Genomic DNA, 13,272 nt, shown 5'->3' on the forward strand with positions numbered 1-13,272 from the left:
GCAACGCTCAGGTTCTCTGCTGTTGTGCGCAGTGCCTTGCTGATGTCTGTGGTCACAGCCGCAGGCAAAAAGGTGATCTCGCGCATACAGTTATCGGAATACGAACATGTACCTTTAATAATTTTTAAGTAATAACGGTGCGTGAATAAATAGTCACTGAAAAGCTTCAGAAAAGGTTAACAAATAAACAAAGGGGGAAGCGCAGGCAAAAAAAAGGGCCGTCAGCAGGAGTGCTGACGGCCCGATCCAGACAAGCATGACCGGATTCAGAAAACTAAGAAGTAGAGGCCTGTCCAGAATGCGACACTTAACGTGACGGCGGTAATCCAGGCCAGCTGGCGTAAACGGCCACGCAGTGCTTTCTGAGGAGCAGGGGTAGCAGGTGCCGGTGTAACAGGTAAAGTTTCAATGTGCATAGTCGGTTCCTGGTCAGGCCAGCTATTTTGCTGGCTAAAAAGTAAAAACATACCGGGCATTCTTTGCGGCCCGGATTTGTTTAGCGGGCAGTGTCGAGAACGTTGAAAATCACGTCTGACAGCTCATTCAGTTCAAACTTCGCCACATAACCGTCGGCACCCACTTTGCGCACATGATCTTCGTTGGCGCTGCCAGAGAGTGAGGAGTGAATGACGACCGGCAGAACCTTGAGAATCGGGTCCCGCTTGATGTTGCGGGTCAGCGTAAAGCCATCCATCTCTGGCATCTCCAGATCGGTCAGGACCAGCGCAATTTTGTCGTGAATCGACTCTCCCGCGGCCTGTGCTTCCTGGCTCATCAGCTTAATTTTTTCCCAGGCTTCCAGACCGGTGTTAAACATCAGCGCCGGAATGCCCATGCTCTTCAGGCCCTGTTCCAGCAGCTGACGCGCCACTTTGGAATCTTCTGCCACAATGGCGACCGCACCAGGGCGATAGTTGAAGGCACGCGGTCTGGCCGCTTCCGGTTCAACGCCGCGCACTGAAGGGATGATGTCATACAGAATCTGTTCAACGTCCAGCACCATCGCCAGCTCGTTGCTCTGCTTGTCGCTGTCCAGGCAGGCGATGCTGGTAATATTGCGGCCACCGATACCGGCTTCGGCGGTATGCACCTGGCTCCAGTCGAGGCGCACGATGTTCTCTACTGACTCCACGGCAAACGCCTGGGTGTTACGGGCATACTCGGTCACCAGCAGCAGGTTAAGACCGGTTTCAGGTACACAGCCGGCTACCGCTGGCAGGTCGATCACCGGAATGAACTGACCACGAATACTCGCCATACCCAGCAGCGGCGAACGCATGCCCGCGGCTTTAGTGATGGTCGGCATCGGTACAATTTCACGCAGCTTGAAGACGTTAATGCCAAACAGTTCAGACTTGCCTTTCAGCTGATCGGAACCTAAGCGAAACAGCAGCAGCTCAAACTTGTTCGATAACGCGAGGTTCGCTCTTTCATCGATCTCTTTTTGAAAATTATCCATGGTTGCCTCTGCATTAACGCAGCTGGTGAAATAGGGTGTGAACAGGTTATCGGCAGCAAACGGAAAAAGGTGAGAAGAGAAGGGTGAAATAAAACGGATGCCAATTATTGTGCCAGGCTTAACCCTGAAGGTTCAACATGGACACCTTTCCAATAAAGGAGTGTGAAATGAAAAAAGTGATTTTAGCGTCGTTGCTGGTGATGATGAGCGCGGGCGTTTCAGCTGAAGAGGGCGGATACAAAGCTGGTGATACGCCGCCGCCGCAACACAAGCAGGATGCCGGCTATAAAGGTTCGGAAGATACCGGTCAGACCCACATCGATCAGATCCGCGATTTCCGTCAGGGCGGGTATGTGACGCTGGAAGGTTACATTTTGAAGAAAGAGCAGGGCGAGCGGTATCAGTTCCGTGACAACACCGGCACGTTACCCATTATCGCCCCAAAGAAAACCTTTGATGGTAAAACCTACACCGCTGAAGACAAAGTGCGCGTCAGTGGTAAGGTACAGGGCAAAGGGGATAAAACCACGCTGCATGTGTCCCGCATCGAAGAGCCATAACAAAAAGGGCGAGGTCATAACCTTGCCCTTTTTTCTTAGTCTTTCAGCAGAATCGCCCGACAGGTTTTACCTTTGATTTTGCCCTGCTTAAGTTTCACCAGTGCCGCTTTGGCCTGATTTGCCTCAATCGCTACATAGGCATGGGTCGGGGTCAGAACAATTTTCCCGATCTGCTCAGCGCGATAACCTGCTTCACCGGTCAGTGCACCCAGAATATCTCCCGGACGTATCTTGGCTTTACGGCCACCATCAATGCATAGCGTCATCATGGCGGCAGGCAGTGGCTTGCTGCTGCCCTTTTTCAGCGTGCTGGCCGAGACCCACGGCAGCTTCTGCTGCAGAAAATCTTCCAGCGCGTGCGCGCGCGCCATTTCATCAGCCGCGACCAGGCTGACGGCAACGCCATGTTCGCCTGCCCGCGCCGTACGACCGATGCGGTGGAGATGGACTTCAGGATCCCATGCGAGCTGATAGTTGACTACCATCGCCAGCGATTTGATGTCGAGTCCGCGCGCAGCGACATCGGTAGCGACCAGCACGCGACCGCTGCCGTTCGCGAAGCGGATCAGCACACGTTCACGATCGCGCTGCTCAAGATCACCATGCAGTGGCAGAGCACTGATATCACGCGCGTTAAGCGCCGCGGCGACATCGTCACATTCACGTTTAGTGTTGCAGAAGACCACGCAGGATGAAGGCTGGCGATCGCCGAGCAGTGCGATGAGCAGACCCAGTTTTTCATTGTGACTGGCTTCAAAGAACTGCTGGTCGATTGACGGGAGTTCACTGACATCTTCAGTGACGACGCTCAGCGCATCACGCTGGAAGCGGGTGCTGATGGCTGTGATGCCGTCGGGCCAGGTGGCGGAGAAGAGCAGCGTCTGGCGCGAGGCAGGCGTCGCTTCAATGATGGTTTCCATATCATTGAGGAAACCCATCTCCAGCATCCGATCCGCCTCATCCAGTACCAGCGTGTTGAGCTGGTCGAGCTTGAGGTTCTCACGATTGATGTGGTCGAGGATACGACCCGGCGTGCCAACCACGATATGCGGTGGATGCACCAGTGAATCACGCTGTGCGCTCATCGGCTGTCCGCCACACAGGGTGAGGACTTTGATGTTGCGGGTGAAGCGCGCCAGCTGGCGCAGGACATTGCCTACCTGATCCGCCAGTTCACGGGTCGGACAGAGGATCAGTGCCTGCGTCTGAAAGCGGGTGCTGTCGATATGGTGCAGTAAACCAATACCAAAGGCAGCCGTTTTACCGCTGCCGGTTTTCGCCTGCGCGCGCACGTCGCGTCCCTGCAGAATGGCGGGCAGCGTAGCGGCCTGCACGGGCGTCATGCTGGTGTAGCCCATCTCGCGCAGGTTATCGAGCTGGCTATCGGGAAGCGAATTGAGGGTAGAAAAAGCGGTCACGGGCGCGGCCTCTGAGGCTGAAAGTGTAGGGCATTATTGCGGGGCAAGTCTGGCAGAAAGCACGCCTGACAGCAACGGGAACCTCGATGGTTAGCAGTATGCAACTATATCTGCCGGTACGCTTAGGAATAAGCTGAAGTTTACTGAAAAAAGGTGGTTTATTTTTATAGATTAATGCCGGCTTAACGAAGGTGTTCCGGATTGACGATCGGTTAATACCAATGATTATTTTATAAGTGACCGTTTTTAAAAAAATATTTCATTGTTAATCAGACAAATCCTTAACTATGACTCCAGTAATAGAATTAATCATTAAAAAATATCACCACTAGTGCCGATAAAAATCCTGATCTAATTGCTTTATATTTATCGCGCCATATTCCTGGTACAACGACCGGTAGAGGGTATTTGCATTGAGTAATAGCATCCAGGGACCACATGAAAATGTGCTTAAAATAGTAGGCCGCGCCGTACTGACACTGCATGTTCATGGAGAGAGTTTATCTGCGGATAAAATCGCATCCATGATCGGCTGTTATGCGGAAGATGAGCCCTGTGATCAGGAAGATCGTCGCTTATACGCGCTGGCAATGGAACTAATGTCGAATAATCAATGGGCCAAAAGCGCGTAACCCGCACTCCGCTCAGGTAAATGCAGAGCCTCCCTTGTGGAGGCTCTGTTGTTTTTGGGGGAGTGGGTTTGCGTTGTGGGGCGGGTACTGGCTCCCGGCGCTTTAGGTAAGGTGATCGTCTGTAACCGGGCCGGAGCCGGCTCGATCTCTCCGCATTTGCTGAGAAGGCTCAGCGCGGGCGATTACGCACCTCATCCCTGAGGTGCGCCCGTAGCCGGGCCAACGCGTTGCGTTGTTCAAAAACGCTCCCGGCGTTTTTAGTACGCATCTCATCCCTGAGATGCGCCCTTCCGGGCCAACGCGTTGCGTTGTTCAAAAACGCTCCCGGCGTTTTTAGTACGCATCTCATCCCTGAGATGCGCCCTTCCGGGCCAACGCGTTGCGTTGTTCAAAAACGCTCCCGGCGTTTTTGTCCGCAGCCCTGCTGTTTCAGGTCGATGCCAGCGCAAATACCGGTTTACCGCGCGAGAAGGTCGCGACTACCGGTGACATGCGTGCCACGGCTTCGGCAGAACAGCTCGCTGCTACCAGCATCATGCTCGCTTCATCGCCCGGCGCAGGCCACTGACGTTCGCCCTGAGCAGAGAGCGGCAGCCGATCGTCTGTGGCGATGGCCAGCGCCCGCGACAGCGAGAACTCATCTGAACCGCGATAGAGCTGTGCATAGAGATTCGCTTTTTCCAGCATGCTGCCGGTGCCAAACGGAGACCAGTGATCGATCACGCTGTCGGTGCCGGTCATCACTTTAATTCCCGCCGCCTGCAACTGTGGAACTGGCATAGCGAGCTTGCCAATCGGCAAGGTGGAAGCGACGCTGAACTGCTGCTCCGCCAGCCCTTCAATCATTTTATCCAGCGCACTGCCGGTGAGCGTCGCCAGCGCAAAACCGTGGCTCAGCGTCACTTTGCCTTTCAGCGCCGGAGTCTTCGCAACGGTGTCAACCATATACTGAATCGCCGCCACGCCAGCCGGTGAGGTTTCATGCAGATGAATATCCACGCCGCGCTGATAGTCGAGCGCAATCTGAAACATGGCATCCAGCGACTTCTCCATCGCGCCATCCACGTTAGTAGGATCCAGTCCGCCGACATACTCAACGCCGTGCTGCATCGCCTCACGCATCAAGCCATCAACCTGCGAGTGCAGCAGACCGTGCTGCGGGAAGGCAACGATCTCGCACGCAAAGGCGGGATGACGGGCTAATGCCGCCTGCAGATGTTCCAGACTTTTCAGGCCACTGACCGGGTCGATATTGCAATGGCTACGCGCGCGGGTGGTGCCTTTGGCATGCAGCAGGGCGATCAATCCTTCGGCGCGGGCCTGCGAGTGCGGCAGCAGCTGCGGAATCAGTACCTGCTCGCGCGCAATCATATCCATGATGGTTTTGCCCTGACGTGGACGTGGAGCCTGCCACGGACCGCCGTAGAAGGTTTTATCGAGATGGATATGCATGTCCTGCGTAGCGGGCAGCAGCAGCGCCTCCTGCGCATCCCACGACGGCAGCGTGCTGTCACCCTGGCCCGCAGAGGTCAGCTGGTCAATTTTGCCGTCGCGCACGCTGATGTCGTAAAGACCGGTCCGGGTCGCGACGACGGCGTCATCTTCGCGGATAAAGCCCTCTTCCAGTCGCACATTGCGCAGCAGATAGTGATCCTGCCGGGGCAGAGTGGCGGCCTGGTCGGGATTGATGGCGGACAACGATGGGGGAATGGCGGCACTGACCTGACCGAGACCGGCGGCCAGCAAGCCGCCTGCAGCGGTCCAGCGAACGCTTTGCCCCAGGAAATCACGGCGACTCGGCGAAGAGGAAATAGGCATCAGAGGCTCCTGCAAAGAGAACAAGGCTTTAATCTGACAAACGACGCTTCACTCTGCTGCGTTATTTTCCACTGATGGCTATTCGCTATCTCACTGCCAACGCAGCTTGCCAAACGCCGCCAGTGACGCTGCCAGTTCACGTTGCAGCGGATCATGCGGATGACGGCAGAACAACGCCAGTTCAAAGGTATCAATCACCGGCAGACCCTGTTCAGGACCTAATACCCGATGTGCCGGCAGGCGGCAGCTGGCAGGCAGTAACGTCAGACCCAGCCCCTGTGCACTGGCGGCGGCCAGCGCGACCAGGCTGGCGCTGCTGTAACCTATGCGCCAGCTTCGACCCAGCGCATCAAGCGTCTGACAGACCTCATCGCGATAGAGCCCCAACTGGGGAAACAGCACCAGCGGTACCGGCGTCTGCTCAAAGCAGGGCCATTCTGCGCTATCGAGCCACAGCAGGGGTTCAGGACGCGACGCCAGCGGACGCTCGCCAGCGGGCTGTTTAATCAGCATGATGTCGAGCTCTTCACGCTGCCAGGCGCGACGCAGCTCCACCTGCATGCCGCTCATCACGTCCAGCCGCAGCTGCGGATGGTCGCGACTGAAGTGCGCCAGCAGACCGGCCGTGGGCGCGGCGAAATCTTCCGGCACGCCAAGGCGCAGCACGCCATCGCGCCACTGGTCACTCAGCACATCGTGCGCTTCCCCGTTCAGGGCAATAATTCGCCGGGCGTAGCCTAAAAGTTTTTCGCCCTCCTCGGTGATCTGCACCTGATGCGAGGAGCGGACCAGCAGCTCTTTGCCGACCATCTCCTCCAGCCGCCGCACCTGCTGGCTGACGGTGGACTGCGACAGGTGCACCCGGTCGGCGGCGCGGGTAAAGCTGGCGGTTTCGCACACCGCGACAAAGCTGAGCAGCTGTTGCGGAGTAAACATCGGCTGACGATTCATTTTTCCACTACCTGGCAGAGTAATATTTCATTTCCAGATAGTAACGACTGCTGCCAGGCTGGCAACTTTTAATAGCGTAGATTTTATATGAAGAGAGAGAACAACCTGCTGCTGGCGGCGCTGGTGCTGGCCGGGCTCAATATGCGACCGCTGATGACCTCGGTCAGTCCGTTACTCGGCGAGCTGCGGCAGAGCATCGGTCTGTCGCCACTGGCGGCATCGCTCTTGCCTGCGGTGCCGATGATGATGATGGGTGCCATTGCGTTAGTCAGCGCCCCGCTGATGCAGCGCTTTACGGTGCGTAAACTGCTGCTGGGTGGCCTGTTGCTGCTGTTGCTGGCGCTGGTGAGTCGGCTGTTTGTGGCTGACGGAGGCGGGCTGGTGCTGAGTACTGTGCCGGGAGGAGCGGGCATTGGCATCGTGCAGATGGCGATGCCGGGATTGATCCGTCAGCGATTTGGCGGCCGCAGTGCCGGCGTGACCGGACTGTGGGCAGCGGCGCTGATGGGCGGCGGTGGGATTGGCGCGGCGATCTCGCCGTGGCTGAATGGGCAGCTTGGCTGGCAGGGCGCACTGAGCAGCTGGGCGCTGCCGGTGGTGCTGGCCATCCTGCTCTGGCTGTTTATCACCACCCCACGTGCAGCCCGGACGGAGTCCGCCGCTCTGCCTTCGCTGTGGCGAAAAACCCGCGCCTGGACGCTGGCGTTGAGCTTCGGTCTGGTGAACGGCGGATATGCCATCTGTGTCGCCTGGCTGCCCGATTTTTATCATCAACTCGGCTGGAGCGCGCAGGCGGGCGGTTCACTGCTTGGCATGATGATCGGCTGTCAGGTCACGGGTGCGCTGCTGTTGCCCTTGCTGGCGCGGGGCCGCGATCGCCGTCCGCTGCTGCTGCTGACACTATTGATGCAGTTCAGCGGCATGCTCGGTTTCCTGTTTGCGCCACAACTGGCACCGTGGCTTTGGGCAGGGATGGCGGGCTTCGGGCTGGGCGGGGCATTTCCGCTGACGCTGGTGCTGGCGCTGGATCATCTGGAGCAGCCGCAGGCTGGCGCGCGGCTGGTGGCTTTTATGCAGGGCGTCGGCTTTATTATCGCGGGCAGCATGCCGTTTATCGCCGGTCAGCTGCATGCGCTCACCGGAAATTTCACCAGCGTCTGGATTCTGCAGGCGACGATCACGCTGCTGCTGATTGCGCTTAATCTGCGTTTTCATCCGCACAGCTATCAGCGCGCCTTTCGGGATACCAATCCCTGATTTTGGTCCGACCAATCCCGGCAATATTTTTCTCTGGTTCACACTCCGGGAAAATTCGCGCATCTTTTGTTGCCACAGGTTAACAATGCGTTAACTATCTGTTGCCATAAGCCCCGACACAGCGGTTTGGTCTGACCAATCCGGGGCAGATGGCACCAGCGCTGCGGCTGCGTGCCACGTCACCTTTTCCTCTGGAGATACTGGCATGCAGATCTGGCAACAAAACTACGATCCGCTGGGTAATATCTGGCTTTCAAGCCTGATCGCACTGATCCCGATTCTCTTTTTCTTCTTTGCGCTGATTAAGCTGAAGATGAAAGGCTACCTGGCGGCCACCACCACCGTGGTGCTGGCGCTGCTGGTGGCGCTGTTTCTCTATCAGATGCCGGTTGCACAGGCGCTGGCCGCCGTGGTGTATGGCTTTCTCTATGGCTTGTGGCCGATTGCCTGGATTATTGTCGCCGCGGTGTTCGTCTACAAGATCTCAGTCAAAACCGGCCAGTTCGACATTATCCGTGCCTCTATCCTGTCGATTACGCCCGATCAGCGTCTGCAGATGCTGATTGTCGGCTTCTCGTTCGGGGCGTTTCTGGAGGGGGCTGCGGGCTTTGGTGCGCCGGTGGCGATTACCGCCGCGCTGCTGGTGGGACTCGGCTTTAATCCGCTCTACGCCGCCGGGCTCTGCCTGATTGTGAATACCGCGCCGGTGGCCTTTGGCGCGATGGGAATCCCGATTATTGTGGCGGGGCAGGTAACCGGGCTCGACAGTTTTGCCATCGGCCAGATGGCCGGACGCCAGCTGCCGCTGCTCACCCTGATTGTGCTGTTCTGGATTATGGCGATCATGGATGGCTGGCGCGGCGTGAAAGAGACCTGGCCGGCGGTGGTCGTGGCAGGTGGCTCGTTTGCCCTTGCCCAGTTCCTCAGCTCCAACTTCCTGGGTCCGGAGCTGCCCGATATTATCTCGTCGCTCGCCTCGCTGATTTCGCTGACGCTTTTCCTGAGGGTCTGGAAGCCGGTGCGCATCTTCCGCTTTGCCGATGCAGAGGCGAAACAGGGTGCTCCGTTGCTGCCACCGCAGAAGTATCGGCTGGGGCAGGTGATCCGCGCCTGGATGCCATTCCTGTTTCTCACCGCTACCGTCACGCTCTGGAGTATCCCACCGTTTAAAGCGCTTTTCGCCAAAGGCGGTGCGCTCTATGAGTGGGTGCTGGCTATGCCGGTGCCGATGCTGCATGAACTGGTGGCGCGGATGCCGCCGGTGGTCAGCAGTGCGACCCCTTATCCGGCGATCTATAAGCTGGATCTGGTCTCTGCGACCGGCACCGCGATTTTAATTGCGGCGATTATGGCGATGCTGTTCCTGCGTATGAAGCCAAAGGCGGCGCTGCAGACCTTTGGAGAAACGCTGAAAGAGCTGGCGCTGCCGATCTATTCCATCGGGATGGTACTGGCCTTTGCGTTTATCTCCAACTACTCCGGCCTCTCTGCCACGCTTGCCCTGGCGCTGGCGCATACCGGTCACGCATTTACCTTCTTCTCGCCGTTTCTGGGCTGGCTGGGCGTCTTCCTGACAGGATCAGATACCTCATCAAATGCGCTTTTCGCCGCGTTACAGGCCACCACCGCCCAACAGATCGGCGTTTCCGATATTCTGCTGGTGGCGGCCAACACCACCGGTGGCGTGACGGGTAAGATGATCTCGCCGCAGTCGATCGCTATCGCCTGTGCAGCGGTCGGGCTGGTGGGGAAAGAGTCCGACCTGTTCCGGTTTACGGTTAAACACAGCCTGATTTTCACCTGTATGGTGGGTGTGATTACCACGCTTCAGGCCTATGTCTTCCCCTGGATGATCCCATGAGCAACACTGCCGATCCGCTGGTGACACGCCTGCGGACCTATATCACCGAACATCAGCTTGAGCCGGGCATGCGTCTGCCCGCCGAGCGCCAGCTCTCTGCTGAACTCGGCGTCTCGCGATCTTCGCTGCGTGAAGCGATACAGCAGCTAATCAGCAGCGGCATGCTGATTAGCCGGCGCGGCGGCGGCACCTGGATTCGTCAGCAGCTGGCACCCTGGTCGGAACAGCGCATCGTCGAACCGATTCGGCAGCTGCTGCGCGACGATCCCGACTACCGCTACGACATTCTGGAAGCGCGCCATGCCATTGAGGCCAGCACCGCCTGGCATGCGGCATTGCGGGCTACTGACGCCGACAAAGAGAAGCTGCAGTACGCCTTTGACGCCACCCTGAAGCTGAAAGAGAGTGACGATCCCGACCTCGCTGCCCAGGCAGATGTGCGCTTCCATCTGGCGATTGCCGAGGCGTCGCACAATGTAGTGCTGCTGCAGACCATGCGCGGCTTTTTCGAGCTGCTGCAGTCGTCGGTGATGCAGAGTCGTCAGCGCATGTATACCCAGCCAGATATTTTCGCCCGCCTGACGGAGCAGCATCGGGCACTGCTGGATGCGATCCTCGTGGGCGACGCCGACGCGGCCCGTCAGGCGGCGATGCAGCATCTGGGCTTTGTCCACACCACCCTGAAAAGCCTCCATGAAGATGAAGCGCGCCAGGCGCGCATCACCCGCTTACCGGATAACGACACACGCAACCCAAAGGAATCTGACTGATGATTATCTCAGCTGCCAGTGACTATCGCGCCGCCGCGCAACGTATCCTGCCGCCATTCCTGTTTCACTATCTTGATGGCGGTGCTTACGCCGAGCACACCCTGCGTCGCAACGTGGAGGACCTTTCTGACGTGGCGCTGCGCCAGCGCATTCTGAAGAACATGTCGGAACTGAGCCTCGAAACGAAATTATTTAATGAAACCCTGTCGATGCCGGTTGCGCTGGCACCGGTCGGCCTGTGTGGCATGTATGCCCGTCGCGGCGAAGTGCAGGCGGCGCGCGCGGCCGCCCTGAAAGGCATTCCGTTTACCCTGTCGACGGTTTCGGTCTGCCCGATTGAAGAGGTAGCTCCGCAGATCAACCGTCCGATGTGGTTCCAGCTTTATGTGCTGCGTGACCGCGGCTTTATGCGCAATGCGCTGGAGCGGGCCAAAGCCGCCGGTTGCTCAACGCTGGTGTTTACCGTGGATATGCCGACGCCGGGTGCGCGCTATCGCGATGCGCACTCCGGGATGAGCGGCAATCACGCGGCGCTGCGTCGTTACTGGCAGGCGGTCACCCATCCACAGTGGGCGCTGGATGTGGGTCTGCAGGGCCGTCCGCACGATCTGGGAAACATCTCCGCCTATCTCGGCAAGCCGACCGGGCTGGAAGATTATATTGGCTGGCTGGCGAACAACTTTGATCCTTCCATCAGTTGGAAAGATCTGGAGTGGATCCGCGAGTTCTGGGACGGGCCGATGGTGATCAAGGGCATTCTCGATCCGGAAGATGCACGGGATGCGGTGCGTTTTGGCGCTGATGGCATCGTGGTCTCGAATCACGGTGGACGCCAGCTGGATGGCGTACTCTCCTCAGCCCGTGCGCTGCCAGCGATTGCCGATGCGGTCAAAGGTGACATCACTATTCTGGCGGACAGCGGCATTCGTAACGGACTGGATGTAGTACGGATGATTGCGCTGGGCGCAGACAGCGTGCTGCTGGGACGGGCGTTTATCTATGCGCTGGCGACTCACGGACAGCGTGGCGTGGAAAACCTGCTGAACCTGATTGAGAAAGAGATGCGCGTGGCCATGACGCTGACCGGCGCAAAATCGATAAGTGAAATTACCCGCGATTCGCTGGTGCAGGCGGAGGCGCTGCTGACACCAACAAGCACCGTGTCACGTCCTCGCGCCGTGAGTTAGCCTGCGAAAATGAATGTGTTGTCTATACTTAGCTTCTTTACCCACAGGAGGAATGACATGACTATTCATAAGAAAGGTTCGGCGCACTGGGAAGGCAATATCAAAGGCAAAGGCACCGTTAGCACCGAGAGCGGCGTGCTGAGCCAGCAGCCTTATGGCTTTAATACCCGTTTTGAAGGCGGCAAAGGCACCAACCCGGAAGAGCTGATTGGTGCAGCGCATGCGGCCTGTTTCTCTATGGCACTGTCGCTGATGCTGGGCAATGCAGGTCATACGCCGGAAAGCATTGATACCACGGCTGACGTGTCACTGGATAAAAAAGGCGACGGCTTTGCCATCACTAAAGTGGCGCTGACCAGCACGATTTCTCTGCCTGGCATTGATGAGTCGGCCTTCGACGAAATCATCAACAAAGCCAAAGCGGGCTGCCCGGTTTCTCAGGTACTGAACGCGGAAATTACGCTGGATTACACCCTGAACAATTGATGCCGGCAACGGGTCGCCTTTTGGTGGCCCCGACGTTATGCTATGCCTCCCGGTCCTGTTGCTGACCGGAACAGATGCGCCTTCTGGCGCATCTTCGCTTTCTGACAGAGGGGAAACCGAGGTGACAAGATACCGGGCGGCCAAAAAGTACTGGAAGATGGTGTTGGTTCTGCTGTGCATTTGCGGCGCGCTGCTGCTGATCCGCTGGGCTGCGATGATCTGGGCCTGAGCCGATGAAGTGGATGAGTCGCCACTCGCTGGGCATCTTAGTGATGGTAATTATCGTACTGGAAGCGGTTCATTTTCTGCTCACAGCCTCATGGCTGCCGTGGCGATAATCGCCCTCAGACAAAAGCATCCTCGCGCCGTTTAGTCCGCACATCGCTGCGCGCAATACGATAAGCCTTACGCGGATCACCCACCAAAAACTCAAAGGTTGGCGTGTAGTAAAATGGCAACCAGCCGCCATAGCTGCTCTCCCACTCCCATCGGACGGGGCAGGGCCACAGAATGCCATCATACAAAATATAGTAAACCCAGCGTCCACCAGGACGACGGGGGCGTGATGTTTTCATGGGATTCACTACGGTAAAGGTTAACAACAGCTTATATTTTGTACGTTAAAGCGCCAGCTTGCAATGTTGCAGCCCTGCTTTATTGAATCTGGTCCTGAATCAGCGATGGACCTCACCACAAAGCAGTACCACATTCGGTCTGACTTTATGAATACGGTTTGCCATCGTTTCACAGTCCACCTTCGTCGGATAGATGCGCTCCGAGACCGGCAGCGCTTCGCAGGCATCGTAGCCACACGCGCTCACTAACAACACAAATCCTATCAACATAGATCCTCTCCTTTACACGGTCTGGTGG

At 57.4% G+C, this 13,272-nt stretch carries 14 protein-coding genes; 7 read left to right on the forward strand and 7 right to left on the reverse strand.

The features are described from left to right. Positions 1–266: 266 nt before the first annotated feature. A complete protein-coding gene (locus AC6I8J_RS04135; protein ID WP_202604978.1) occupies positions 267–416 on the reverse strand; it encodes a hypothetical protein in 150 nt (49 codons plus the stop codon). An 80-nt stretch (positions 417–496) separates the two neighbouring features. Next, a complete protein-coding gene (locus AC6I8J_RS04140) occupies positions 497–1,459 on the reverse strand; it encodes a chemotaxis protein (protein WP_013356916.1) in 963 nt (320 codons plus the stop codon). Between the two features lie 167 nt (positions 1,460–1,626). Here AC6I8J_RS04140 and AC6I8J_RS04145 point away from each other — a divergent pair, with 167 nt between their 5' ends. Beyond that, a complete protein-coding gene (locus tag AC6I8J_RS04145) occupies positions 1,627–2,019 on the forward strand; it encodes a YgiW/YdeI family stress tolerance OB fold protein (RefSeq protein ID WP_161734468.1) in 393 nt (130 codons plus the stop codon). A 35-nt stretch (positions 2,020–2,054) separates the two neighbouring features. Here the strand turns inward: AC6I8J_RS04145 and dbpA are convergent, their stop codons facing one another. From dbpA to AC6I8J_RS04160, 3 genes are all read right to left on the reverse strand, one after another. Further along, positions 2,055–3,437 (reverse strand): ATP-dependent RNA helicase DbpA, encoded by a 1,383-nt coding sequence (gene dbpA, locus AC6I8J_RS04150; protein WP_161734465.1) that lies wholly within the window; start codon positions 3,435–3,437, stop codon positions 2,055–2,057. 1,061 nt (positions 3,438–4,498) lie between these two features. Beyond that, on the reverse strand, positions 4,499–5,887 hold the full coding sequence (locus tag AC6I8J_RS04155) for an amidohydrolase (protein WP_497825115.1): 1,389 nt from the start codon (positions 5,885–5,887) through the stop codon (positions 4,499–4,501). 90 nt (positions 5,888–5,977) lie between these two features. Next, on the reverse strand, positions 5,978–6,838 hold the full coding sequence (locus tag AC6I8J_RS04160) for a LysR family transcriptional regulator (RefSeq protein ID WP_497825116.1): 861 nt from the start codon (positions 6,836–6,838) through the stop codon (positions 5,978–5,980). Between the two features lie 87 nt (positions 6,839–6,925). Between AC6I8J_RS04160 and AC6I8J_RS04165 the strand changes: the two genes are divergently transcribed. The 6 genes from AC6I8J_RS04165 (at position 6,926) to yniD (ending at position 12,628) form a co-directional block, all read left to right on the forward strand. Then, a complete protein-coding gene (locus tag AC6I8J_RS04165) occupies positions 6,926–8,095 on the forward strand; it encodes a cyanate transporter (protein WP_222924460.1) in 1,170 nt (389 codons plus the stop codon). A 205-nt stretch (positions 8,096–8,300) separates the two neighbouring features. Beyond that, positions 8,301–9,956 (forward strand): L-lactate permease, encoded by a 1,656-nt coding sequence (gene lldP, locus AC6I8J_RS04170; RefSeq protein WP_161736670.1) that lies wholly within the window; start codon positions 8,301–8,303, stop codon positions 9,954–9,956. Then, positions 9,953–10,726 (forward strand): transcriptional regulator LldR, encoded by a 774-nt coding sequence (lldR, locus tag AC6I8J_RS04175; RefSeq protein ID WP_497825117.1) that lies wholly within the window; start codon positions 9,953–9,955, stop codon positions 10,724–10,726. The genes lldP and lldR overlap by 4 nt, the downstream gene beginning before the upstream one ends. Then, entirely contained in the window at positions 10,726–11,913 is a 1,188-nt protein-coding gene (gene lldD / locus AC6I8J_RS04180; RefSeq protein WP_150037845.1) for an FMN-dependent L-lactate dehydrogenase LldD, read from the forward strand. The genes lldR and lldD overlap by 1 nt, the downstream gene beginning before the upstream one ends. Positions 11,914–11,970: 57 nt before the next feature. Beyond that, positions 11,971–12,399, forward strand: coding sequence for an OsmC family protein (locus tag AC6I8J_RS04185; RefSeq protein ID WP_161736668.1), 429 nt, complete (start codon positions 11,971–11,973; stop codon positions 12,397–12,399). A 121-nt stretch (positions 12,400–12,520) separates the two neighbouring features. Further along, positions 12,521–12,628, forward strand: coding sequence for a small membrane protein YniD (yniD, locus tag AC6I8J_RS04190; RefSeq protein WP_022625163.1), 108 nt, complete (start codon positions 12,521–12,523; stop codon positions 12,626–12,628). A gap of 115 nt (positions 12,629–12,743) precedes the next feature. Here yniD and AC6I8J_RS04195 read toward each other — a convergent pair whose 3' ends face one another. Continuing rightward, entirely contained in the window at positions 12,744–12,974 is a 231-nt protein-coding gene (locus AC6I8J_RS04195; protein ID WP_497825118.1) for a hypothetical protein, read from the reverse strand. A gap of 99 nt (positions 12,975–13,073) precedes the next feature. Next, complete coding sequence (locus AC6I8J_RS04200; protein ID WP_003850083.1) at positions 13,074–13,244, reverse strand: hypothetical protein; 171 nt, start codon at positions 13,242–13,244, stop codon at positions 13,074–13,076. Positions 13,245–13,272: the final 28 nt, after the last annotated feature.

Source organism: Pantoea sp. X-Soil-ISGK-355, from assembly GCF_059730805.1.

Bases quoted from the DNA above. Each gene is read 5' to 3' on its own strand.
- AC6I8J_RS04145 (WP_161734468.1), top strand. From the start codon at position 1,627: ATGAAAAAAGTGATTTTAGCGTCGTTGCTGGTGATGATGAGCGCGGGC.
- AC6I8J_RS04165 (WP_222924460.1), top strand. From the start codon at position 6,926: ATGAAGAGAGAGAACAACCTGCTGCTGGCGGCGCTGGTGCTGGCCGGG.
- AC6I8J_RS04140 (WP_013356916.1), bottom strand. From the start codon at position 1,459: ATGGATAATTTTCAAAAAGAGATCGATGAAAGAGCGAACCTCGCGTTA.
- AC6I8J_RS04200 (WP_003850083.1), bottom strand. From the start codon at position 13,244: ATGTTGATAGGATTTGTGTTGTTAGTGAGCGCGTGTGGCTACGATGCC.
- AC6I8J_RS04185 (WP_161736668.1), top strand. From the start codon at position 11,971: ATGACTATTCATAAGAAAGGTTCGGCGCACTGGGAAGGCAATATCAAA.
- lldP (WP_161736670.1), top strand. From the start codon at position 8,301: ATGCAGATCTGGCAACAAAACTACGATCCGCTGGGTAATATCTGGCTT.
- AC6I8J_RS04195 (WP_497825118.1), bottom strand. From the start codon at position 12,974: ATGAAAACATCACGCCCCCGTCGTCCTGGTGGACGCTGGGTTTACTAT.
- AC6I8J_RS04160 (WP_497825116.1), bottom strand. From the start codon at position 6,838: ATGAATCGTCAGCCGATGTTTACTCCGCAACAGCTGCTCAGCTTTGTC.
- AC6I8J_RS04135 (WP_202604978.1), bottom strand. From the start codon at position 416: ATGCACATTGAAACTTTACCTGTTACACCGGCACCTGCTACCCCTGCT.
- lldD (WP_150037845.1), top strand. From the start codon at position 10,726: ATGATTATCTCAGCTGCCAGTGACTATCGCGCCGCCGCGCAACGTATC.
- AC6I8J_RS04155 (WP_497825115.1), bottom strand. From the start codon at position 5,887: ATGCCTATTTCCTCTTCGCCGAGTCGCCGTGATTTCCTGGGGCAAAGC.
- lldR (WP_497825117.1), top strand. From the start codon at position 9,953: ATGAGCAACACTGCCGATCCGCTGGTGACACGCCTGCGGACCTATATC.